This is a genomic window from Bradyrhizobium sp. LM2.9, from assembly GCF_054056555.1.
The window spans coordinates 5901499-5925105 of record NZ_JBSRYJ010000002.1 but is presented as its reverse complement, the minus strand read 5'-3'; the positions used below and the strand labels follow the sequence as shown (position 1 = coordinate 5925105).

Sequence of the window (23607 nt, the reverse complement as noted above, 5' to 3'; positions counted from 1 at the left end):
AAAGCGATCGAAACGATGCAGGAATTGATGAAAGGCAAGCGCGGTCTGATCATGGGCATTGCCAATGATCATTCGATCGCCTGGGGCATGGCGAAGACGCTGCATGCCCACGGCGCCGAGCTTGCCTTCACCTTCCAGGGCGAGGCCCTGGGCAAGCGTGTCAAGCCGCTGGCGGAGCAGCTTGGCGTCGACATGGTGCTGCCCTGCGACGTCGAGGACATTGCCAGCGTCGACGCCACATTCACGGCCTTGCGCGAAAAGTGGGGCCGGCTGGATTTCGTGATCCACGCGATCGGCTTCGCCGACAAGAACGAGCTCAAGGGCCGCTACGCCGACACCAGCCGCGAGAATTTTTCGCGCACCATGGTGATCTCCTGCTTCTCGTTTACAGAGATTGCAAAACGCGCCGCCGAGCTGATGACTGAGGGCGGCAGCATGATCACGCTGACCTTCGGTGCCTCGATGCGCGCGATGCCGAATTACAATGTGATGGGCGTGGCCAAGGCGGCGTTGGAAGCCTCGGTGCGCTATCTCGCCTCCGACTTCGGGCCGCGCGGCATCCGCGTCAACGCGATTTCCGCAGGCCCCATCCGCACGCTTGCCGGCTCGGGCATCGGCGAGGCGCGCGCGATGTTCGCCTTCATGCAAAAACATTCGCCGCTTCGCCGCGGCGTGACGCTCGACGAGCTCGGCGGCTCGGCGTTGTATCTGTTGTCGGATCTCTCCGGCGGCGTGACCGGCGAGATCCACTATGTCGATTCCGGCTACAACATCGTCCTGATGCCGAAGCCGGACGACCTTTCAATGCCTGATTAACCCGCCGCGATCGTCTCCGCGCGCTGGAACGCCGGCCGCGCCATGCGGCGCGCGAGACACGCGTCGAAGGCCGGGCGCGACGGCACTGTCTTGAACAGGCGCACCGCAAAGTTCAAGCCCGATCCGATCGTGATGTCGGCGGCCGAAAATTCATCGAGAATCCACGGCCCGTTGGCGAGCGCGGCTTCCAGCACGTCGAAGACCTGCGTCGCGCTGCCCGCAAGCTGCACCCAGAGCTCGCTGTCTATCCAGCGGGCCGCTGCCGCCGCCACCGATAATACTTCATCATGAACCCGTTCGACGGCTCGATCTCTTGCTTCTCGAACACAAAGCCTTCGCGTTCGTACCAGCGCCAGGCTTTTTCGTTTTCGCGGACGCAGCGCAGATACATCTCGTCCGGCATTTGCGTGCGCGTGAAGGCGAGCAATTGGCGGCCGAGCGATTGGCCCTGATAGGCGGGCGCGACGAACAGCATGTCGAGATAGAGTTTTGGCAGATGCAGCGCCAGCATCGCGGCGATCGTGCCGTTGTCGTCGGCGGCGAACAGGCTCCAGCCACCCTCGATCTCGCGCCGGATGCGCGCACGCAGGTTCGCGAGCAGGAAGTTGCTCGTCTCGCCGAGTCCGGTCGAGACCCAGCTCTCCATCCAGACGCGGCCGATCTCGTCGTATTCGTCCGCGCGGGCCGGGCGGATGATGGGGTGGGACATCGGGGACTCAGGCCGGCTGGCTGCGCGCGGATGGCCGTGCGCGCACCTTGCCGGCCGACAGGCACACCACCTCGGAGATCTGAAGCAGTTGGCGCGCGAGCGGGCTGGTCTTGCGCCAGACCATGCCGATGGTGCGCGACGGCTGCGGGTCGCGGAAGCGCGTGAGCGAGACCGACGCCGATCGCGTCTCCACCGACACCGCCATCTCCGGGATCAAGGTGACGCCGATGCCGGCGCTGACCATCTGGACCAGCGTCGACAGCGAATTGGCATCCAGCATCTCGCGCGGCGGCGCCGATTGCATGTTGCAGAACGACAGCGCCTGATCGCGGAAGCAGTGCCCCTCTTCGAGCAGCAACAGCCGCATCTCGCGCATCATCTCCCGCGATGGTGCCGGCGTCCCCTCATCCGCTCCCGGCCGCACCAGCAGGAATTTCTCCGCGAACAGGGCGACCTCGGTGAGCGAGGGCTCGGACACCGGCAGCGCGACGATGGCGGTGTCGAGTCGGCCTTCCACCAGTTCCTGGATCAGCCGCGGCGTCATCGTCTCGCGCACGCGGATGTCGAGCTCCGGATGCATGCGCGTGAGATTCTTGGTGATCGTGGGCAGCAGATAAGGCGCGATCGTCGGGATCATGCCGATGCGCAGCCGTCCCGAGAACCGGTCCTGCGAGGCGCGGGCGAAATCGCCGAGTTCGTCGACCGAGCGCAAAATGTCGCGGACGCGCTGCGCGAGTTCCTCGCCAAACCGGGTCAGCGCCACCTGTCGCGCGCTGCGCTCCAGCAGCAGGCCGCCGAGCGCCTCCTCCATCTCCTTGATCTGCATCGACAAGGCCGGTTGCGAGATGGAACAGGATTCAGCCGCGCGGCCGAAATGGCCGTGGCGCGCCAGCGCATCGAAATATCGGAGCTGCCGCATCGTCAAGTTGATCATCAGAAAATCTTATCGCAGTGATCATTAAAGTCAACTTCCCCTGATCGAACGCGAAGCTTAGAGTGTTACCACCTGGTCAAGGGCGCGAGTTCGACGCCACCAGAGGAGGTATTCATGGACGACAATTCGAAGTGCCCGTTTTCGGGTGGAAAACGCGTGCCAACGAACCGCGATTGGTGGCCAACTCAGCTCAGCATCGAGATGCTGCACAAGAATTCCGGCCTGTCCGATCCGATGGGCAAGGAATTCGACTACGCCAAGGAATTCAAGACGCTCGACCTGAACGCGGTCATCAAGGATCTGACCGCTTTGATGACGGAATCGCAGGAATGGTGGCCCGCCGACTTCGGTCACTATGGCGGTCTCATGATCCGCATGGCCTGGCACAGCGCGGGCACCTACCGCACCACGGACGGCCGCGGTGGCGCCGGCGCCGGTCAGCAGCGTTTCGCGCCGCTCAACAGCTGGCCCGACAACGCCAACCTCGACAAGGCGCGCCGTCTGCTCTGGCCGATCAAGCAGAAGTACGGCCGCAAGATTTCCTGGGCCGATTTGATGGTGCTGGCCGGCAACGTCGCGCTGGAATCGATGGGCTTCAAGACCTTCGGCTTCGCCGGTGGCCGCGCCGACGTGTGGGAGCCGGAGGAGCTCTATTGGGGCCCCGAAGGCACCTGGCTGGGCGATGAGCGCTACAGCGGCGAACGCCAGCTCGCCGAGCCGCTCGGCGCGGTGCAGATGGGCCTCATCTACGTCAATCCGGAAGGCCCGAACGGCAAGCCGGATCCGATCGCCGCGGCCAAGGACATCCGCGAGACCTTCTTCCGCATGGCGATGAATGACGAGGAAACCGTCGCGCTGATCGCCGGTGGCCATACCTTCGGCAAGACCCATGGTGCTGGCGATCCGTCTCTGGTCGGACCGGAGCCGGAAGCGGGCGCGCTCGAGGATCAGGGCCTCGGCTGGAAGAGCAAGCACGCTTCGGGCATCGGCGGTGATTCCATCACCAGCGGTCTCGAGGTGACATGGACGACGACGCCGACGAAGTGGAGCAACAACTTCTTCGAGAACCTGTTCAAGTACGAATGGGAACTGACGAAGAGCCCGGCGGGTGCGCAGCAGTGGACGGCCAAGGGCGCGGAGGCGATCATTCCGGACGCTTTCGACAAGTCCAAGAAGCATCGGCCGACCATGCTGACCACCGATCTCTCGCTGCGTCTCGATCCCGCCTATGAGAAAATCTCGCGGCGCTTCCTGGAGAATCCCGATCAGTTCGCCGACGCCTTCGCCCGCGCCTGGTTCAAGCTCACCCATCGCGACATGGGTCCGGTCGTGCGCTATCTCGGCCCGCTGGTGCCGAAGGAGACGCTGATCTGGCAGGATCCGATCCCGGCCGTGAATCACGAGCTGGCCAGCGAGCAGGATATCGCCTCGCTGAAGACGAAGATCCTGGCCTCGGGTCTGTCGGTGCCGGAGCTGGTCTCGACGGCCTGGGCGTCGGCCTCGACGTTCCGCGGCTCGGACAAGCGCGGTGGCGCCAACGGCGCACGCATCCGCCTCGCCCCGCAGAAGGACTGGGAGGTGAACGAGCCGGCTCAGCTCTCGAAGGTCCTGGGCAAGCTCGAAGCAATCCAGAAGGACTTCAATGCGTCATCCGGTGCGAAGAAGGTCTCGCTGGCGGACCTCATCGTGCTCGGCGGCACCGCCGCGGTCGAGAAGGCCGCGAAGGATGCCGGCGTCGGCATCAAGGTCGGCTTCACGCCGGGCCGCATGGATGCCTCGCAGGAGCAGACCGACGCTGCCTCCTTCGCTCCGCTGGAGCCGCGGGCCGATGGCTTCCGCAACTACACCGGCAAGCGGCAGCAGTTCATGATGCCCGAGGAGGCTCTGGTCGATCGTGCGCAGCTGCTCCGGCTTACCGGCCCGGAGATGACGGCGCTCATCGGCGGTCTGCGCGTGCTCGGTGCCAATGCGAACGGTTCGAAGAACGGCGTCCTCACCTCGAAGGTGGGAACGCTGAGCAACGACTTCTTCGTCAACCTGCTCGACATGAGCACGCAGTGGACGCCGGCCGGTACTGACGGCAGCTATGAGGCCCGCGATCGCAAGACCAACGCGGTGAAGTGGACCGGCACGCGCGTCGATCTGATCTTCGGCGCGCACTCGCAGCTCCGCGCCTACGCCGAGGTCTATGCCACGTCGGATTCCAAGGAGCAGTTCGTCAAGGACTTCGCGAAAGCATGGACCAAGGTGATGAACCTCGACCGGTTCGAGCTCGCGGCTTGATCCCAAAGCTCAGCAAGCGACAAACAAAAAGGGCGGCCGAAAGGCCGCCCTTCGTGTTTCTGATGCAGCGGAGCGATTACTCGCCGGCTGCTTCGCGCGGGGCCTTCTCGCCCTCGCCGCCGCCCTTGCCTTCGAGGTCTTCGCCGGTCTCCTGGTCGACCACCTTCATCGACAGGCGGGTCTTGCCGCGGTCATCGAAGCCGAGCAGCTTGACCTTGACCTTGTCGCCTTCCTTGACGACGTCGGAGGTCTTCTGCACGCGCGCCGAAGCGAGCTGGCTGATGTGGACGAGACCGTCCTTGGAACCAAAGAAGTTCACGAAGGCGCCGAACTCCATCACCTTGACGACGGTGCCGTCATAGATCTGGCCGACTTCCGGATCGGACGCGATCGACTTGATCCACTTGATCGCGGCCTTCATCGCCTCGCCGTCGCTGGAGGCGACCTTCACGGTGCCGTCGTCCTCGATGTTGACCTTGGCGCCGGTCTTCTCGACGATCTCGCGGATCACCTTGCCGCCGGTGCCGATCACTTCACGGATCTTGTCGGTGGCAATCTTGAAGGTCTCGATGCGCGGCGCATATTCGCCGAGCTCGGCACGGGCGTTGGTAAGCGCCTTGGACATCTCGCCGAGGATGTGGATACGACCATCCTTGGCCTGACCGAGCGCGACCTTCATGATCTCTTCGGTGATGCCTTCGATCTTGATGTCCATCTGGAGCGAGGTGATGCCCTGCTCGGTGCCGGCGACCTTGAAGTCCATGTCGCCGAGATGGTCCTCGTCACCGAGGATGTCGGAGAGAACCGCGTAGCGCTTGTCTTCGAGGATCAGGCCCATCGCGATGCCCGCGGTCGGCCGCTTCAGCGGCACGCCTGCGTCCATCAGCGCGAGCGAGGCGCCGCAGACCGAAGCCATCGACGACGAGCCGTTGGATTCGGTGATCTCCGACACCACGCGCGTGGTGTAGGGGAACTCGTGGTGCGGCGGCAGCACGGGGTGGATCGCGCGCCAGGCAAGCTTGCCGTGGCCGATCTCGCGGCGCTTGGTGCCGCCGAGGCGACCGGTTTCACCGACCGAGTAGGGAGGGAAGTTGTAGTGCAGCAGGAACGTCTCTTTGTACGTTCCCGACAGTGCGTCGATGTACTGCTCGTCCTCGCCGGTGCCGAGCGTGGTCACGACCAGCGCCTGGGTCTCGCCGCGGGTGAACAGCGCCGAGCCGTGGGCGCGGGGCAGCACGCCGACTTCGGCGATGATGTTGCGCACGGTCTTGGAGTCCCGGCCGTCGATGCGCTTGCCGGTGTCGAGGATGTTCCAGCGAACGATCTTGGCTTCGAGCTTCTTGAACACGCCGCCGATGCGCAGCTTGTCGTATTTCGGCTCCTGCCCTTCGGGGAAGTAGTGGGCGATCACCTTTTCCTTGACCTTGCCGACCGCGGCGTAGCGATCCTGCTTGATCGGAATGGCGTAGGCGGTGCGCAATTCCTGCTCGACCATGCCGAGCATTTCCTTTTCGAGCGCCGAATTGTCGATCGCAGTGACCTCGCGCGGCTCCTTCGCGGCCTTCTCGGCGAGCTCGATGATCGCGTTGATCACCGGCTGGATGTGGCGGTGACCGAACATCACGGCGCCGAGCATGATGTCTTCGTTCAGTTCCTTGGCTTCCGATTCCACCATCAGCACGGCGTCGGCAGTGCCGGCGACGACAAGGTCGAGCTGGGTGTCGACCATCTCGTCGAGGGTCGGGTTGAGGATGAACTCGTCATTGGCGAAACCGACGCGCGCGGCGCCGATCGGGCCCTTGAACGGAGCGCCCGACAGGGTCAGCGCGGCCGACGATGCCACCAGCGCCACGATGTCGGGATCGTTCTCCATGTCGTGCGAGAGCACGGTGACGATCACCTGGGTCTCGTTGCGCCAGCCGTCGACGAACAGCGGACGGATCGGACGGTCGATCAGGCGGGAGACCAGCGTCTCCTTCTCGGTCGGACGGCCCTCGCGCTTGAAATAGCCGCCGGGAATGCGGCCGGCTGCGTAGGTCTTCTCCTGATAGTCGACGGTCAGCGGCAGGAAGTCGACACCTTCGCGCGGGGTCTTTGCCGCGACGACGGTGGCGAGCACCACGGTCTCGCCGTAGGTCGCGACGACGGCGCCGTCGGCCTGGCGGGCGATCTTGCCGGTTTCAAGCTTGAGAGGGCGTCCGCCCCAGTCGATCTCGACCGAATGCTTATTGAACATAGATGTCTTCTTTCATGGGTTCTCGAAAGAAGGACGGCTCGAAAAACAAAAACCATGCGCAAGATTGCGGGACGTTGATCGAAGCGGGCGATCAGCGTCCTGCGATCCTGCCATGGTTTTTGGATTTCGGATGGCGTCCATCCTTTCGGGTCATACGGGCGCCTTGCCCGTTGTGCCCAGCCGCCGGATTGCTGCTGGACTGTCAGTCGGCACGAACGCGAACACCAAACCTTGGGTCTTCGCCCATCATGCCCCGGATGCGAACCGTCAACGGCCCGTACCCGACGCGCACGCAGCCTCGATCAAAAACCTTTAAACAAGCGCTTTCGTTCGAAACCACGCGCGAAAACGCGCGCCGTTGGGCGCGCGAAAGAACTCTTAACGACGAATGTTGTGCTTCTCGAGCAGCGCCTTGTAGCGGGCCTCGTCCTTCTTCTTCACATAGTCGAGGAGCGAGCGGCGGGTCGACACCAGCTTCAAGAGGCCGCGACGCGAATGGTTGTCCTTCACGTGGGTCTTGAAATGGCTCGTGAGGTTGGCGATGCGTTCCGAAAGGATCGCGACCTGAACCTCTGGCGAGCCGGTATCGCCGGCTTTGTTGGCATTCGTCTTGATGACTTCCGCTTTGCGTTCTGCGGCAATCGACATCGTCAATTTCTCTCGTTGCGAACGGCGCTGGCAGTCAGGCCGGTCAGGTTGAACACACGCTTGGGGATGATTTCGCCATTGCCAACTTCGGCAAGCGCGAGAAGCCGGCCTGCCACCGTGACATAGACTGTGCCGCTCGAAGTGGGCGCATCCCGTCCGCGCAACAAAACGGCCTGGCCCCGATGGAGCCTTGCCGCATCAGCCCGAGTGACGGCCAGTGCCGGGATGTCGTCCAGCGCGGTCTCAACGGGCATAAGCGCGTCGGCGAGGCTCCCCTCGCCGGACGCGGCTCTATCGCACAAAGCCTCCAACTGATCCAGCGGAATCATGTCGTTCTCGCCAAATGGGCCGACCAGGGTCCGCCGCAGCGCGCAGATATGGCCGTAAGTGCCGAGAATCCGGCCCATATCGCGGGCCAGCGCGCGGACATAGGTGCCCTTGCCGCACTCGGCCTCGAACACGGCGTGGTCACTACCTGGTTGATTTACAAGGCTTAAACGGTGAATCTCGACCGGACGCGGGGCCAGTTCCACGATCTCGCCGTCGCGGGCGAGGTCGTAGGCACGCTCGCCCTTGATCTTGATCGCGGAATAGCGCGGCGGGATCTGCTCGATCACCCCTGTGAAACGGGGCAGCAGGGCCTCGATGGCCTCCCGGGTCGGGCGCTGGGCGGAGGTTGCGGTAGCCCGGCCCTCGATATCGTCGGTATCGCGCTCCTCGCCCCAGCACACGGTGAACTGGTAGCGCTTGCGGCCGTCCATGACGAAGGGGACGGTCTTGGTGGCCTCGCCGAGCGCGATCGGCAGGCCGCCGGAGGCGAGCGGATCCAGCGTGCCGGCATGACCGGCGCGTTTGGCGTTGAACAGGCGCTTGAGCACGGCAACGGCCTGCGTCGAGGTCATGCCGATCGGCTTGTCGAGCACGACCCAGCCGTGGACGTCGCGGCGGTCACGGCGCGGCTGGTTGCCCTTCTGCTTGTTGGCGCGCGGATCGTTGTTGACGCGGCGCGGCTCCTGATGCGGCTGGGAATTGCCGTCCATGTCCGCAAAATTATTTTTCTGCACGTCGCGCTGATCGGGCTCTTCGCCGCCGATCGTGCCGTGAGCCGGGTCCATCGTCATTGCTCTTCTTCCCGATCCGATTTCGGATCCTGTTCCAGGTCCTTCTGCACCGCAGGTGTTCGCAAAAGTTTCTCGATCCGTTCCGCTTCGTCGAATCGTTCATCGACGCGGAAGCGAAGGTCAGGTGCAAATTTCAGGTTAACGCGCCGCGCGACTTCGCCGCGCAGGAACTTCTTGTTGCGCTCGAGCGCAGCGATAATGACCTCGGTGTCGCGCCCACCGAGCGGCATCACATAGACTGTTGCAAGCTTCAGGTCGGGCGACATCCGTACCTCCGGCACGGTGATGATGTGACCTTCGAGGTCCTCATCATGCACATTGCCTTGCGCCAAAATCTCGGCCACCGCATGGCGAACCTGCTCCCCGACACGCAACTGACGCTGCGAGCCGCCGGGTGCGGAACTTTTTTTCTGATGATGGCTGGGCATGGTCGAAAATTACCTCGTCATGCGCGTGTATGGGACACGAGCATTGTCATTTGTCCTGTTGAAACGAATGCGGTGAGATGGCCGGAATAAATCCGGCCATCTCACTCCCGCAATTTCAGCTCAAAAAGATCCAGGCGCTTCGGTAAGATTTGGACTTACAGGGAGCGCTGGATCGTCTCCACGCGGTAACACTCGATCACGTCACCGGCGCGCATGTCGTGATAGTTCTCGAAGGCCATGCCGCATTCCTGACCGGACTGGACTTCCTTCACTTCGTCCTTGAAGCGCTTCAGCGTCGACAGCTTGCCTTCGTGCACGACGACGTTGTCGCGGATCAGGCGCACGTTGGCGCCGCGTTCCACGGTGCCGTCGGTAACGCGGCAGCCGGCGACCTTGCCGATCTTGGAGATGTTGAAGATCTCCAGGATCGCGGCATTGCCGAGCATGGTTTCGCGCAAGGTCGGTGCGAGCAGGCCGCTCATGGCCTTCTTCACGTCGTCCACGAGGTCGTAGATGATGTTGTAGTAGCGGATCTCGATGCCGTTGCGCTTGGCGGCCGCAGCGGCCTCCTTGTTCGCACGAACCGAGAAGCCGATGATCGCGGCGTTAAAACCTTCCGCGAGCGTCACGTCCGATTCCGAGATGCCGCCGACACCGGCATGCAGGATACGCGCGGCGACTTCGTCGGTGCCGAGCTTCTCCAGCGAGCCGAGGATCGCTTCCAGCGAGCCCTGCACGTCGGCCTTGATGATCAGCGGGAATTCCTTGCGGCCCGCCGTCTTCAACTGCGACATCATCTGCTCGAGCGAGCCGCGCATGCCGGAGATCGAGGCAGCCGCGTTCTCGCGCTTCTGGTGCGCGCGGTAGCTCGTGACCTGACGGGCGCGGGCTTCGTTCTCGACCACGGCGAGACGATCGCCGGCTTCCGGCGGACCGTTGAAGCCGAGCACTTCGACCGGTACCGAGGGACCGGCTTCCTGAACCGTCTCACCCTGATCGGAGATCAGCGCACGGACGCGGCCCCATCTCGGCGCCGGCGACGATGATGTCACCGACACGGAGCGTGCCGCGCTGGACCAGCACGGTCGCGACCGGACCACGGCCGCGGTCGAGCTTGGCTTCGATCACGGTGCCTTCGGCCGGGCGCTCCGGATTGGTCTTCAGGTCGAGGATGTCGGCCTGGAGCGCGATCATCTCGAGCAGCTTGTCGAGATTGGTCTTGTTCTTCGCGGACACTTCGACGTCGACGACTTCGCCGCCGAAGGATTCCACCTGCACCTCGTGCTGCAGCAGCTCGGTGCGCACGCGCTCGGGCTTGGCGTCGGGCTTGTCGATCTTGTTGATGGCAACGATGATCGGCACCCGCGCCGCCTTGGCGTGGTTGATGGCTTCGATCGTCTGCGGCATCACGCCGTCATCGGCCGCAACCACCAGCACGACGATGTCGGTGACCTTGGCGCCGCGGGCGCGCATCGCGGTGAACGCGGCGTGGCCGGGCGTGTCGATGAAGGTGATCTTCTTGCCGCTCTCGGGCGACACCACCTGATAGGCGCCGATATGCTGGGTGATGCCGCCGGCTTCGCCGGAGACAACGTTGGCATGACGGAGCGCATCGAGCAGCGAGGTCTTGCCGTGGTCGACGTGGCCCATCACGGTCACCACCGGCGAGCGCGGCTCGGTATCGGTGGGATCGTCGATGGCGTCGAACAGGCCTTCTTCAACGTCGGACGCGGCAACGCGCTTGACGGTGTGACCGAGCTCTTCGGCGATCAGCTGCGCGGTGTCGGCGTCGATCACGTCGGTGATCTTGTGCATCGCGCCCTGCTTCATCAGCATGCGGATGACGTCGACCGCGCGCTCGGCCATGCGGTTGGCGAGTTCCTGGATCGTGATCGCTTCCGGAATGATCACCTCGCGGATGAGCTTTTCCTTCGGCTCGTTCGCGGCATGGCCCTTCAGGCGCTGGGTGCGGCGGCGGAACGAGGCGATCGAGCGCTCGCGCACATCGTCGGCATTGAAGGCGGTGACGACCGTCAGGCGGCCGCGCTCCTTCTGCGGGCCGGGCTTCTGGGTGGGCTTGGGGGCTACCACAGGCCGCGCAGCGCCGCCGGGACCGCGACGGATCTGGCGCGGACCCTCGTCCTCGTCCGGTCCGGCTGCGACAGCGGGGGCGCGACCCACCGGGCTTCCCGGCCGCGTGGTCGTTCCGGGCCGCGCGGTCGTTGTTCCCGGGCGTGCCGTGGTGCTCGTTCCCGGGCGCGCCGTGGGCGCTCCGGACCGCGGTGCAGTAGCGGCAGAGGTCGCGGTTGCAGGGCGCGCCGCAGATTGCGGCTGCTCGCCTTCGCCAAAACGCTTCTTGGCCTCGGTTTCGGCCTTCCGCTTGGCTTCCTCTTCGTGGCGGTGACGCTCGTCTTCGGCCTTGCGGCGGGCTTCGGCGGCCTCGCGGTCGGCGCGTTCGGCGGTTTCGCGGACAGCGCGGCGCTGAGCCTCTTCCTCGGCACTACGACGCTCTTCGACTTCGCGCACCTTGGCATCGGCCAGCGCGCTGGCGCGGGCGGAACGCTCGTCCTCGGTCAGCGTGCGCAGCACCACGCCGGAGCCGGTGTTGCGCGGCGGAGCCGGGCGTGCGGGAGCAGGCGCCGGCGCGGCCGGCGCGGGCTTCGCCACTTCGGCCACCTGCGGCTCGGGGGTGCCGTCGACACGGCGCTTGCCGCGCTTCTCGACCACGACCTGCTTGCTACGGCCATGGCTGAAGCTCTGGCGCACGGTGCCCGTTTCGACGCGCGGCTTGAGCGATAGCGTTTTGCTCGGAACGCTCAGCTTCTTGTCGCCAGGGGTCTTGGTATCAACCATTAAGCAGTCCTAATCCTGATCTTGTTGTCGTTGTGCGTTGCCGCACCGTGCTATCGGGTGGTCGTTGTCTCTCAGAAATCCTGGCCGGGCATTTCGGCAGTCTTGTCAACGTGCGCCATCCGGTATCGGACCAGCATCTGGCTACGTGACAGGAATGACTTGCTCGCCGGGCCCGCGAGCAGGGCAGCATGTATCACATTTGACCGGGTAAGTGCCAAATCCAATTCTATTGATTTCAGCGCGGTGACGACGGGAATCTGCGGCTTGGAGCCGCGATTTCCGTCATTTTGACGCGCCAGCATGTCCAATTTGCGGATTCCGTCCGCGGCCCCGTCGCTGGCATGGATCAGGACCTCGGCCGTACCTCCCCGAAGCGCGCTTTCGACCTTGCCGAAGCCGGCCACAATCTGGCCCGCCTTGGCGGCAATCCCGAGGGCTTCGGTCACGCCCCGAACCAGAAGCGCCTCGATGTCGGCGGGAAGCGTCTGAGGGATGCGCAGCTGGCGCTTGAAGGCTTTGGTAAAGTGGTGACGCCGCACGGCTTCCGCAACCACCTCGCGCGAGGCGGTGACCCACATGCCTCGGCCGGGCAGCTTGCGCTTGAGATCGGGAACTATGTCCCCTTGGGGCGAGACGACGAAGCGGATCAGCTCGTCGATCGGCCGGACCTCGCGGCTGACCGCGCACATCCGCATGGTCGCGGACTTTTCAGTCCGCGGTCCATGGTCGAGTTCGGGGTCAGTATCGGCGAGCATCCGGGTGACATCCTCCTTCGCCCTAAGCCGGCTGATCTTCGGCCGCCTCGGCCTCCTCGGCCGGCTTGGCGAGATCGGCCTCGGTGATCCAGCCGGCCTTGACGCGGGCCTGCATGATCATCGCTTCGGCATCGTCACGGGAGATCTCGAGGCCGTCGAGCGCGCCCGGATATTTGGTCTGCTCGCCGCCTTCCTTGCGCTCGGTCCAGCCGACCAGATCGTCAGTGGCGCAGCCGGCGAGGTCGTCGACCGTCTTGATGTCGTTCTCGCCGAATTTCACCAGCATCTTCGAGGTGACGCCGGGCACGTCCTTGACGGCGTCCTCGACGCCGAGCTCCTTGCGCCTGGCCTCAATCTCGGCTTCCAGCTGTTCGAGATATTCACGAGCGCGGTTCTGGAGTTCCTGCGCGGTCTCCTCGTCGAAGCCCTCGATGCCGGCGAGCTCCTTGAGGTCCACCATCGCGAGTTCCTCGACCGAGGTGAAGCCTTCGGACGCCAGCAATTGACCGACCACTTCGTCGACATTGAGCGATTCCATGAAGACGCGGGTGGAGTTCTCGAAGTCGGCCTGGCGGCGCTCCGATTCCTCCTGCTCGGTCAGGATGTCGATGTCCCAGCCGGTGAGCTGCGAGGCCAGACGCACGTTCTGGCCGCGGCGACCGATCGCCAGCGAGAGCTGGTTGTTGGTGTCGGGCACGACGACCTCGATGCGCTCGCGGTCTTCGTCGATGACGACCTTGGAGACTTCGGCCGGCGCCAGCGCGTTGACCACGAAGGTCGCGATGTCGGGCGACCAGGGGATGATGTCGATCTTCTCGCCCTGCAATTCGTTCACCACCGCCTGCACGCGCGAACCGCGCATACCGACGCAGGCGCCGACCGGATCGACCGAGGAATCGCGGGAAATCACGCCGATTTTCGCGCGCGAGCCGGGATCTCGGGCAACCGCCTTGATCTCGACGATGCCGTCATAGATCTCGGGTACTTCCTGCGCGAACAGTTTTGCCATGAACTGCGGATGGGTGCGGGAGAGGAAAATCTGCGGGCCGCGGGTCTCGCGGCGGACGTCGAAGATGTAGGCGCGGACGCGGTCACCGTTGCGGAACACTTCGCGCGGCAGCATCTCGTCGCGGCGGATGATGGCCTCGCCGCGGCCGAGATCGACGATCACGCTGCCATATTCGACGCGCTTGACGACGCCGTTGACGATGTCGCCGATGCGGTCCTTGAATTCCTGATATTGCCGGTCGCGCTCGGCTTCGCGCACCTTCTGCACGATCACCTGCTTGGCCGACTGCGCGGCGATGCGGCCATATTCCAGCGGCGGCAGCGTGTCTGCGATAGTGTCGCCGACCTGGGCACCGGGATTGGCGCGCTGCGCATCCACCAGCGAGATCTGGTTGGAATGGTTTTCGACCGTCTCGACCACCAGCATGTGGCGCGACAGCCGCAGCTCGCCCTTCTTCGGGTCGATCTCGGCGTGAACATCAGTCTCGCTGCCGTAACGTGCCCGTGCCGCCTTGGCGATGGCGTCCTCCATCGCCGCGATCACGATGCCGCGGTCGATCGATTTCTCGCGTGCAACGGCGTCGGCGATCTGGAGCAATTCAAGTCGATTGGCGCTGACTGCCATGGCTAGTCTCCTTCGTCAGGATCGATCTCGCCCCGTCGCGCGCGTTCGGCGGCCAGGCGATGTTTCTTGGTATTGGTCGGGGCCGGCTTCTTTGTAGTGGTCGGCGCCGGCTTCTTTGTCGGCTTCGTGTTCTTGGTCGTTTTTTCGCTGATGCCGGCGTGCGGTGCAGCCGGCGGCTCCAGGCCCAGATTGCGGCGCATCTCGCGTGCCTGGGCCTTGCCGCGGCGCATGGATTCCGCGATCAGCTCGTCGGTCAGCACCAGCCGTGCCTCGGCGATATCCCCTCCATCGTCAGGAGAACGTCGGCAGCCTCATTCGCCTTGACGTCGTCGCGATGCAGATGCACGCGATCGCCTTCGACGGGACCGATCGTGCCGCGGAACCGCTTCCGCCCCTCATGGGCGACCGCCATCTCGACCTTCACCAGATGCCCCGCATAACGCTCGAAGTCGGAGCGGCGAACCAGCGGGCGGTCGATTCCCGGGGAAGAGATTTCCAGCCGATAGGCGCGATCGACGAGGTCGGCGACGTCGAGCACCGGCGACAGCGCCCGCGAGATCGCCTCGCAATCCTCGATCTGCATCGAGCCGTCCGGCCGCTCGGCCATGACCTGCACGGTGCAGCCGGATTCCCCGGAAATGCGGATCCGCACCAGGCGGTAGCCCATGCCTTCGAGCACCGGCCCCGCGACCGCGGACACCCGTGCCGCCACGCCCGGCTCGACCACGAGCCTCGGCTCGGCCAGCAGTTCGGCATCCGTGGAACCAGAGTTCGGCTCGGTCATGTCAGGGGTCAAGGCGCTCGATATGGTTAAGGCTTGGTTTAAGATTTCAAAGCCCGTTCGGAATTCTCCCGACAGATCGCCGGGCCGCACACCTTCCGCCAAGCCGCGTTCAGGTAATAAAAAAGAGCGGGTCCTTTCGGGCCCACTCTCATTACGCGGATCGTATGAGAAGATGAATTGGCGCTGATATAGCCCTTTCCGTCTTCCCGGACAAGGCCCATCGCAGGGCAGGCGAGGCTTTTTGCGACCGGGCTGCGGCCCCCCGCGCAACGCTTCCTTCATCTAGGAGGCCTAAATTCCCTGATTGTGGGGCGGCTTGGGCCAAGGGCGCGCCCGCGGCGTGCCCTAGCGGCGTGCCCTATACGAGTTGCGTTTTCATGACCGTTGCCACGTCTCTTATTCCCGGACTGGACGATATCGTCAAACGCGGCGACCCGCGGCGTCGCGGCGAGATCGCGCGCGCCATCTCCCAATTGTTCTTTCAGGATGCTGAGAATCTCCGTCCCGATGTCGTCGATCTCTTCGACAATCTGCTGATCGATCTCGTCCCGCACGCCGAACTCGCCTCGCGCGTCGATCTCGCCGAACGCTTCTCGCTGCTGACCAATGCGCCACGGCATCTGGTGAGCCAGCTCGCGCGCGAAAACGAGATCACGGTGGCGGGCCCGGTGTTGCGCCGTTCGCCCGTGCTCGACGAAGCCGCCCTCGTCGAGATCGCGCGGCTGAAGGGCCAGGGCCATCTGCTGGCGATGACCGAGCGCCCCACACTGTCGGCTGTCGTCACCGACGTGCTGGTCGAGCGCGGCGATCGCGATGTGGTGCGCCGCGCCGCGGGCAATGCCGGCGCGGTGTTCTCGCCCGGCAGCTATTCCGAGCTGATCAAGCGTGCCGCGCAGGACGGCGTGCTGACGCTCAAGATCGGCCAGCGCAGCGATCTTTCAGGCGAGAACCTGAAACAGCTTCTCGACGGCACGCTCGACGTCATCCGCCGCCGCCTCTCGAGCGTGGTCAATCCCGTGCGTCAGGTCGAGATCAAGCGCGCCATGGCGGCGATCGAGGAGGCCACGCTGCCGCCGGGCCTGCGTCGCGATTTCTCGGGGGCACAGCGCACGGTGCTGGCCTTGCATCGCGAGGGCCATCTTGGCGAGAGCGCGCTGCTTGGCTTCGCCAAGGCTCACAAATATGAGGAGTCGATCGCCTCGCTTTCGGCGCTGTCCGGCGTTCGCCTCTCGATCCTCGAGCGCTTGGTCGCGGGTGATCGGTACGATCCAATTCTGGTGCTGGGACGCGTGCTGAATCTCGGCTGGCCGACTGTGCGCGCGCTCATCCTGCTGTGGTACGGACCGCACCGCACGCCGGCGGATGCCGACCTCGAGGCGGCGCGCGCGAATTTCACGCGCTTGATGCCGACGACCGCCGAGCGCGTCGTCAATTTCTGGCGCAATCGGCAGACGATCTAAACCCGCCTGAATCGCAGATACGCCGCCTTGCGGCCTTCGCGCGTCGCCTTTCGGCCATAGCGCGTCATCGTGTAGCCGTCCCACGGCAGGCGAAAATCATCGGCGCGCTCCGCGAGCCAGACAAAGTCCTGCGAGCGCACCAGATGCGACAGCGTCCAGGCGCAGTAATCGTCGATGTCGCAGACAAAACGGAATTCGCCGCCGGCTTTCAGCACGCGCGCCATCGCCGCGATGGTCCGGTCCTGGACGAAGCGCCGCTTCCAGTGCCGCCGTTTCGGCCAGGGATCGGGATGGATCAGGTCGATCCGCGACAGCGAAGCCTTCGGCAGCCAGGCCAGGAGCTCGGCGGCATCGCCTGCGAACAGACGGATGTTGCCGATGCTGGCTGCCTCGATCTGCGCGAGGATCTTCGCCATGCCGTTGACATAGGGCTCGCAGCCGATGAAGCCGGTTGTGACGAAGTTTTGCGCTTCCGCCGCAAGATGCTCGCCGCCGCCGAAGCCGATCTCGAGCCGCACGTCGTCGGCCGCGGGGGTGAATATCTCGCGGGCATCCGCCGGTGCTTCACTGTCGATGGCGAGCGCAAGACGCGGCAGCAGATGACCGATCAGCTCGGCCTGGTGCTGCCTGAGCTTGTGGCCCTTGCGGCGTCCGAAGAACGCACGCTCGCTGTCATCGCGACCGGGATCTGATTTGCGTTCGCTCATCGCAGCGTCTGGTACAGGCGATGGAGCAGCCGCGCGCGCGGTTCGAGCGATGAGACATAGAGCTGCTCATAATGGGTGTGCGCGCCCTTGCCGTCGACGCCGAGCCCGTCGAGCGTTGCGGTGTGGGCGGCGGTGAAATTGCCGTCCGAGCCGCCGCCGGTGTGAGCGTCGACCAGCTCGAAGCCGATCTCCGTGGCGACAGTCTTCGCATGTTCGTACAGCGATGCGCCTGCATTGCTCTTCTCGTAAGGCGGACGATTGAGCCCGCCCGTGACCTTGACGGTGACGCCATCCGTCTTCGATGTCAGGGCGAGGATCTTGCCGACGAATTCGTCCGCGTCCTTGAAGCTCAGCACGCGCAGATCGATTTCGGCATGGGCTTCTTCCGGCGTCACGTTGGGCCGCGTGCCGCCGCGCACCACGCCGACATTGACGGTGACGCCGCGCGCCAGATCGTTCATCGCTTCCAGCGCCAGGATGACGTTGGCAAGCTCGCGGATCGCGCTGCGGCCGTCCTGGGGCCGCGTGCCGGCATGTGCGGGCACACCCTTGATAAAGACTTCGAATCGTCCGACGCCCTTGCGGCCGGTGACGATCTTGCCGCCGTCGCGCGCCGGCTCCGTCACCAGCACGTATTTGGCCTTGCGCCCTTCCGTCTCGATCAGTGCACGAGAGGTGGGGCTGCCGATCTCCTCGTCGGAAGTGAACATGTGGGTGATGCCGAGCGGCGAGCGATCGGCCGTGGCGCAAAGCGCGCGAAAGGCCTGATGGGCAATGTAGGCGCCGCCCTTCATGTCGTAGATGCCGGGACCGAACGCGCTGTCGCCTTCGACCTTGAACGGCAGGCGCTCGATGAACCCCATGGGGTGAACGGTATCGAGGTGGCTCAGCACCAGGATGCCCGGCCGGTCCTGGCCCCAGGTCGAGCGCGCCACGAGATGATCACCGCAGCCATCGACGCCGGCGACGCGCTCGAGCGTAACAGGGAGATCGCGGTATTGCTCCGCGACCATGGAGATCAGCTTGTTGACCTGTTCAGGCGCTTCCGTTGGCGTCTCGACCTCCACCCAGCGGCGGATGCCATCGAGAATAGTTTGGGAATCGAACCAATTGGAGCTGGTCATGGGCGCATCTGTGCCTTTGAATCTCATCATCGGGAAGGACGCGCATCAAAGCGCGGCCGCAAATGACGACATAGGCCAGATTTGACGCAGTCTCAAATCCGATTGAGACGGCGCGTCAGCGCTTGTCAGGGCCTTCGCGAGCCGCGATCTGCTCGACGAGATCGACGATCGAGCGGCGCATCTTCGAATCGGTGATTCGGGTGAACGCCTTGGTCAAAGCGAGTCCTTCGGAAGTCGCGAGGAAGTCCGAGACGTAAGACGGCGATGCGCCTTCGCTGAAGCCATCCGGACCCGGCACGCCGCTCGGACCGCCCTCGAACAGGAACGACACCGGCACCTGGAGAATCTCGGCAATTTGCTGGATGCGGCTCGCGCCGACCCGGTTGGTGCCCTTCTCGTATTTCTGGACCTGCTGGAAAGTCAGCCCCAAAGCTTCACCGAGCTTTTCCTGGCTCATGCCCAACATGATGCGGCGCATCCGCACGCGACTGCCGACATATTTGTCAACAGGGTTGGGCGCTTTCGACATTTCCTCAGCCCTCCAAACATCACCTTCGGCGCAATCAGGAATGCCTCAGGTGTCAGCAACGTCAAAATCAAACCCTGTTATTGAGAAACATTGCGGAGAAATTTAGCAATGCCCACTGTCTTTTGCAGATGGTGCAGAATGAGGAGGCCGCGTGCAGTCTGTCAACCGTGGGACTACGGTTGTCAAAAGTTTCCGGCCGCATCGGCCGCGACGGCGTGATCAAGGGTGCCGTTTGGCAACACGTCGGCGGACCGCCAGAAATATGGCCAGCGCGACGAGCATGGCCGCGGGCATATCGCCCACCCGCGCATAGACCGTCGGCGGGATCGCGGCGGGCAGGTTTGCGTCCAATATGCCTTCGATTCCGAGACCGAGACTGGCGACGGTGCGTCCCACCGGATCGACGACCGCGGAGACGCCGGTATTCGCGGAGCGGACCAGCGGCAATCCGAGCTCGATCGCGCGCATCCGCGCCTGCTCCAGGTGTTGATAGGGGCCGGTCGAGATACCGAACCAGCCGTCATTGGTGAGATTCACGATCCAGCCCGGACGCTCATTGCGTCCAGCCACCTCGCCGGGAAAGATTGCTTCGTAGCAGATCAGCGGCAGCGCGGGCGGCGCGCCGGGGACCGGCAGCGCATGGCGCACGGTGCCTGGAATGAAGCCGCCGCGCACACGCGTGAGTTGCTCAAAACCGAGCTTCTCCATCAGACCTTGGTACGGAAGAAATTCGCCGAACGGCACCAGATGCAGCTTGTCGTACACCGCGAGCACGCTGGCGTCGTGGTCGATCACGTAGATCGAATTATAGGCGCGGGTGATCGGCGTGCCTCGCGGCAGGTCGGGCGCGCGGACCGAGCCCGTGATCAGTACCGTGCCCCTGGGCAGAAGCTCGGCAATTTGCGCCATCGCATCGGCTTCGCGGGTCAGGAAGAACGGAAACGCAGATTCCGGCCAGATCAGGATGGTGGCATCGCGTACGCCGGTCGATTGCGGTCCGGAGGCGCGATCCGACAAGGCCAGATATTTCTTCATCACCTCCGCCTTGGCGGCGTAGTTGAATTTCGCGTCTTGCTGGAGATCCGGCTGCATCAGGCGCAGCTTGATGCCCGCGACCATCGTGGTCGGATACACCGACAGGCGAATCGCGCCGAAGATGCTCATGACAAGCAGGAGCACCACGGCCGCGGCCGGCACGCGCCACGCCAGGCGGCGATCGGGCGTGCGGTCGATCAGCGTTGCTGGGCTCGCGAAGATCGCAACCGCCAGGAACGTCATGCCCCACAGGCCGATCAGCGAGGCCGTTTGTGCCAGCGGCAGCGGCTCGGACAGCGCGTAGCCGAACGCGTTCCAGGGAAAGCCGGTCAGCGCGTGACCGCGTAGCCATTCGGTGATGGTGAGGCTTGCCGCAAGCGCAAGCACGCGCGTGGCGTTCTTGGTCCAGAGCAGGCGGGCGAGCGCAAAGCCCATCGCCGTGAAGATGGAAAGATAGGCCGGCAGGCCCAGCACGGCGAACGGGGTCAGCCAGGCGAACACATCGGCGTCGACGAAGAAGGCGTAGCCGATCCAATAAAGGCCGGGGACGAAATAGCCCAGTCCGAACCAATAGCCGGTCAGCGCGGCGGCGGGGACGCCGCCATATCGTCCGGCGCCGGCGCCGTCGATCAGCCAGACCAGCACCGGGAACGTGATGAACAGCACCGGGAAGGCGTTGAACGGCGCCAGCGCCAGCACCGAGAGCGCCCCGGCCGCCATCGCGACGAGCGCGCGCTTCCATCCCCAGGTGAGGATAATGGCAAGCGCGATCTGGCGAAGTCGCTGGAACGGGCTCACTGCGGACCGGTCCCGTCGCTTGGCGGCGGGGTGGGCGTGTCGCTGGCCGTCGGCTGGCTGCCATCCGGCGCAGTCTCGCGGCGCCGGCTCTCGCGCTGGGTCCGCGGCGCGGGACGCTCCTTCCGCGTCGAAATCCGCAATCGCTTGACGCGGCGCGGGTCGGCATCGAGCACCTCGATCTCGTAATGGCCGGGGCCCGAGATCACCTCGCCGCGCACCGGCAGGCGCCCGACGAAGCTGACGAGATAGCCGCCCAGCGTCTCCACTTCCTCGCCGGCCTCCCCGGTGACGAAGTCCTGGCCGATCACGGTGCGGACGTCGTCGAGGCTGGCGCGGGCATCGGCGATGAAGGCGTTGTCGGGCAGCCGCACGATCGAGGGCGGCTCGTCGCTGTCATGCTCGTCGTCGATCTCGCCGACGATCTGCTCGACGATGTCCTCGAGCGAGACCAGCCCGTCGCTGCCGCCATATTCGTCGACCACCAGCGCCAGATGGATGCGGGTGGCCTGCATCTGCGCGAGCAGGTCGATCGCCCGCATCGACGGCGGCACGTAGAGCAGCTTGCGGATGATGCGCGCTTCTTCGAGCGGCAGCGCGAGATCGACCGTACGCAGATCGAGCCCGGCCGGCAGCGGTTTCTTGCGCTTGGTTTTGGTGACCCCCGACACGCGCGCGCGCGCGGTCATGAAGGCGAGTAAATCGCGGATGTGGACGATGCCGACGGGATCGTCGAGCGTCTCGTTGTAGACCACGAGGCGCGAATGGCCGGCGCTCTCGAAGCGGTCCATCAACTCGCCGAGCGGGATGTCGCGCTTCACCGCGATGATGTCGGCGCGATGCACCATGACGTCGGCGATGCGGCGCTCGTGCAGGCCGAGGATGTTGCGCAGCATGGTGCGCTCGACGGTCGAGAAGCCGGTGTCGTCGGGCGTCGTGGCGTCGAGCACGACCTGAAGGTCGTCGCGCACCGAACCCGCCTTCCAGCCGAACAAGGTCCGGATGGCGCGCAGCAGCCAGCCCTCTGCGCTCGGGCGCATCACCTCGCCTGATGTCACCACGGCCGGCAAATTGGCCGTGTTGCGCGGATTGTCGTGAATTGGGTCGGAATCCGGCATCTCAATGCGTCCCCGGGCGGTCTGCGTAGGGGTCGGGAATGCCGAGATGAGCCAGGATCTCCCGCTCCAGCGCTTCCATTTCTTCCGCGTCGTCCTCGTTTTCGTGGTCGTAGCCGACCAGGTGCAGGAAGCCATGCACGGCGAGATGGCTCAAATGATGATCGAACGGTTTCTGTTCCTCGTCCGCCTCACGCCGCATGGTCTCGTAGGCGATTGCGATGTCGCCGAGCATGCGCGGCGCATCGCCCGGTTTCCATTCGCCTTCCGGCTGAAGCGCGGGAAACGACAGCACGTTGGTCGGCTTGTCGATGCCGCGCCAGTTGCTGTTCAGCGTGCGGATGCCAACATCATCGGTCAGCATCACCGCCACTTCCGCCTCCGCAACGTCTTCGTCGACATTCTCGGCGGCGGCCGCCACGGCGCGCTGGATCACGGCTTCGGAATCGGGCTCGCTCTGCCAGCAATCGGCGACGACGAGGACCTCGGTATTGGGAAGGTTGGGGTGTGACATTGTCTTTGTTCGGAACGAAGGGGCGCCGTGTCTGTGCCCGCTATGGTCCGGCTGTTGTCCCGTCAGGATTTGTTGCCGGCGGCCGGCCGTTGCGGCAAGCCTTCGTAGGCAGAAACGATCCGCGCCACGAGCTCGTGGCGGATCACGTCCTCGGCCTTGAAATGAACTTGCGCAATGCCTTCGACGCCGCTCAGCAAGCGCGTCGCCTCGGCGAGGCCCGAGGTCTGGCCGTTCGGCAGATCGATCTGCGAGGGATCGCCTGTCACGATCATGCGGCTGTTCTCGCCGAGACGCGTCAAAAACATCTTCATCTGCATCGACGTGGTGTTCTGCGCCTCGTCCAGGATGATGGCCGCGTTGGTCAGCGTGCGGCCGCGCATGAAGGCGAGCGGCGCGATCTCGATTTCGCCGGTCTGCAGCGCGCGCTCGACGATGCGCGCATCCATGAGGTCGTAGAGCGCATCGTAGATCGGGCGCAGATAAGGATCGACCTTCTCGCGGAGATCGCCGGGCAAGAAGCCGAGCCGCTCGCCGGCTTCCACCGCCGGGCGTGACAGGATGATCTTGTCGACTTCCTTGCGCTCGAACAGTTGCGCGGCATGCGCGACCGCGAGCCAGGTCTTGCCGGTGCCTGCGGGTCCGATGCCGAACACCAGCTCGTGGCGCTTCAGCGCGCGAATGTAGGAATCCTGTGCCGCCGTGCGCGCGCGCACCGGGCGCTTGCGCAAATTGATGCTGTCGAAGGTGGATTTGGCCGACTTGGCGTCGAACTCGAACAGCGAACCCTGTGCGATCACGGCGCGGATCGCGCCCTCGACCTCGCCCTGGTCGAGATCCTGTCCCTTCACGGCCTGTGCGTAGAGTGTCTCCAGCACGCGGCGCGCGGCATCGCAGCCGTCGCGTGAGCCGCCGATGGTGATGTGGTTGCCCTTGGAATCGACGACGACGCCGAGCCGCCGCTCGATTTGCGCCAGATGCTGGCCGTAGGGGCCGACCAGCGCGGATGCGGCGCGATTGTCGTCGAAATCGATGACGACCTGGGTCTCGGGTGGAACCTGCATGTCGCGGTCAAATTTGCGGCTGGGAGCGATAGAAGAAGACGAATCCGATGCGCTTTTGGGCAAGGGT

18 protein-coding genes and 3 pseudogenes are annotated in these 23607 nt (G+C 64.6%); 3 read left to right on the top strand and 18 right to left on the bottom strand.

Translation table 11 applies throughout. The features are described from left to right. Positions 1-15 precede the first annotated feature (15 nt). Positions 16-816 (top strand): enoyl-ACP reductase FabI, encoded by an 801-nt coding sequence (gene fabI / locus ACVWW3_RS30565; RefSeq protein WP_456647701.1) that lies wholly within the window; start codon positions 16-18, stop codon positions 814-816. Here the strand turns inward: fabI and ACVWW3_RS30560 are convergent. The 3 genes and pseudogenes from ACVWW3_RS30560 to ACVWW3_RS30550 all read right to left on the bottom strand — a co-directional run. Beyond that, a pseudogene (locus ACVWW3_RS30560) lies at positions 813-1034 on the bottom strand (glutathione S-transferase family protein); the annotation flags it as partial. The gene fabI and the pseudogene ACVWW3_RS30560 sit on opposite strands and share 4 nt — an antisense overlap. 26 nt (positions 1035-1060) lie before the next feature. Further along, the gene (locus tag ACVWW3_RS30555; protein WP_247444558.1) at positions 1061-1525 is read right to left on the bottom strand and encodes a GNAT family N-acetyltransferase; all 465 of its coding nucleotides are present in this window, start codon (positions 1523-1525) and stop codon (positions 1061-1063) included. 7 nt (positions 1526-1532) lie between these two features. Continuing rightward, on the bottom strand, positions 1533-2459 hold the full coding sequence (locus ACVWW3_RS30550; RefSeq protein WP_247352842.1) for a hydrogen peroxide-inducible genes activator: 927 nt from the start codon (positions 2457-2459) through the stop codon (positions 1533-1535). A 114-nt stretch (positions 2460-2573) separates the two neighbouring features. Here ACVWW3_RS30550 and katG point away from each other — a divergent pair, with 114 nt between their 5' ends. Continuing rightward, positions 2574-4742: a catalase/peroxidase HPI gene (gene katG, locus ACVWW3_RS30545; protein WP_456672245.1), complete on the top strand. Its 2169-nt coding sequence runs from the start codon at positions 2574-2576 to the stop codon at positions 4740-4742. Positions 4743-4818: 76 nt separating this feature from the next. Here the strand turns inward: katG and pnp are convergent, their stop codons facing one another. The 8 genes and pseudogenes from pnp to rimP form a co-directional block, all read right to left on the bottom strand. Beyond that, positions 4819-6978 carry a polyribonucleotide nucleotidyltransferase gene (pnp, locus tag ACVWW3_RS30540; protein WP_247444560.1) on the bottom strand — a complete coding sequence of 720 codons (2160 nt, stop codon included), beginning with the start codon at positions 6976-6978 and terminating at the stop codon, positions 4819-4821. A gap of 378 nt (positions 6979-7356) precedes the next feature. Then, positions 7357-7626 (bottom strand): 30S ribosomal protein S15, encoded by a 270-nt coding sequence (gene rpsO / locus ACVWW3_RS30535; protein ID WP_092027405.1) that lies wholly within the window; start codon positions 7624-7626, stop codon positions 7357-7359. 2 nt (positions 7627-7628) lie between these two features. Beyond that, complete coding sequence (truB, locus tag ACVWW3_RS30530; RefSeq protein WP_354105964.1) at positions 7629-8747, bottom strand: tRNA pseudouridine(55) synthase TruB; 1119 nt, start codon at positions 8745-8747, stop codon at positions 7629-7631. Continuing rightward, positions 8744-9175, bottom strand: a complete 432-nt coding sequence (gene rbfA / locus ACVWW3_RS30525) for a 30S ribosome-binding factor RbfA (RefSeq protein WP_247352848.1) — start codon at positions 9173-9175, stop codon at positions 8744-8746. The genes truB and rbfA overlap by 4 nt, the downstream gene beginning before the upstream one ends. 155 nt (positions 9176-9330) lie before the next feature. Next, a pseudogene (gene infB, locus ACVWW3_RS30520) lies at positions 9331-12028 on the bottom strand (translation initiation factor IF-2). Between the two features lie 71 nt (positions 12029-12099). Next, positions 12100-12783 carry an RNA-binding protein gene (locus ACVWW3_RS30515; protein WP_247352851.1) on the bottom strand — a complete coding sequence of 228 codons (684 nt, stop codon included), beginning with the start codon at positions 12781-12783 and terminating at the stop codon, positions 12100-12102. A 22-nt stretch (positions 12784-12805) separates the two neighbouring features. Beyond that, positions 12806-14416 carry a transcription termination factor NusA gene (gene nusA, locus ACVWW3_RS30510; RefSeq protein WP_247444563.1) on the bottom strand — a complete coding sequence of 537 codons (1611 nt, stop codon included), beginning with the start codon at positions 14414-14416 and terminating at the stop codon, positions 12806-12808. 2 nt (positions 14417-14418) lie between these two features. Then, positions 14419-15200 (bottom strand): annotated as a pseudogene (gene rimP, locus ACVWW3_RS30505) (ribosome maturation factor RimP). A gap of 377 nt (positions 15201-15577) precedes the next feature. Here rimP and ACVWW3_RS30500 point away from each other — a divergent pair. Next, positions 15578-16660: a DUF2336 domain-containing protein gene (locus tag ACVWW3_RS30500; protein WP_247444565.1), complete on the top strand. Its 1083-nt coding sequence runs from the start codon at positions 15578-15580 to the stop codon at positions 16658-16660. Here the strand turns inward: ACVWW3_RS30500 and ACVWW3_RS30495 are convergent. The 7 genes from ACVWW3_RS30495 to ACVWW3_RS30465 all read right to left on the bottom strand — a co-directional run bounded on the left by ACVWW3_RS30495 (position 16657) and on the right by ACVWW3_RS30465 (position 23603). After that, a complete protein-coding gene (locus ACVWW3_RS30495; protein WP_247444566.1) occupies positions 16657-17367 on the bottom strand; it encodes a tRNA (guanine(46)-N(7))-methyltransferase TrmB in 711 nt (236 codons plus the stop codon). The two genes, ACVWW3_RS30500 and ACVWW3_RS30495, sit on opposite strands and share 4 nt — an antisense overlap. Beyond that, a complete protein-coding gene (locus ACVWW3_RS30490) occupies positions 17364-18521 on the bottom strand; it encodes a M20 family metallopeptidase (protein ID WP_354105966.1) in 1158 nt (385 codons plus the stop codon). Before ACVWW3_RS30490 ends, ACVWW3_RS30495 begins: the two co-directional genes overlap by 4 nt. An 85-nt stretch (positions 18522-18606) precedes the next feature. Beyond that, the gene (locus ACVWW3_RS30485) at positions 18607-19020 is read right to left on the bottom strand and encodes a helix-turn-helix domain-containing protein (RefSeq protein WP_007603895.1); all 414 of its coding nucleotides are present in this window, start codon (positions 19018-19020) and stop codon (positions 18607-18609) included. Positions 19021-19239: 219 nt separating this feature from the next. Continuing rightward, positions 19240-20853 (bottom strand): apolipoprotein N-acyltransferase, encoded by a 1614-nt coding sequence (gene lnt, locus ACVWW3_RS30480; RefSeq protein ID WP_354105967.1) that lies wholly within the window; start codon positions 20851-20853, stop codon positions 19240-19242. Then, entirely contained in the window at positions 20850-21968 is a 1119-nt protein-coding gene (locus ACVWW3_RS30475; protein ID WP_456647703.1) for a hemolysin family protein, read from the bottom strand. The genes lnt and ACVWW3_RS30475 overlap by 4 nt, the downstream gene beginning before the upstream one ends. Before the next feature lies 1 nt (position 21969). Next, complete coding sequence (gene ybeY, locus ACVWW3_RS30470) at positions 21970-22479, bottom strand: rRNA maturation RNase YbeY (RefSeq protein ID WP_354048956.1); 510 nt, start codon at positions 22477-22479, stop codon at positions 21970-21972. 62 nt (positions 22480-22541) lie between these two features. After that, the gene (locus tag ACVWW3_RS30465; RefSeq protein ID WP_247352864.1) at positions 22542-23603 is read right to left on the bottom strand and encodes a PhoH family protein; all 1062 of its coding nucleotides are present in this window, start codon (positions 23601-23603) and stop codon (positions 22542-22544) included. Between the last annotated feature and the right edge of the window lie 4 nt (positions 23604-23607).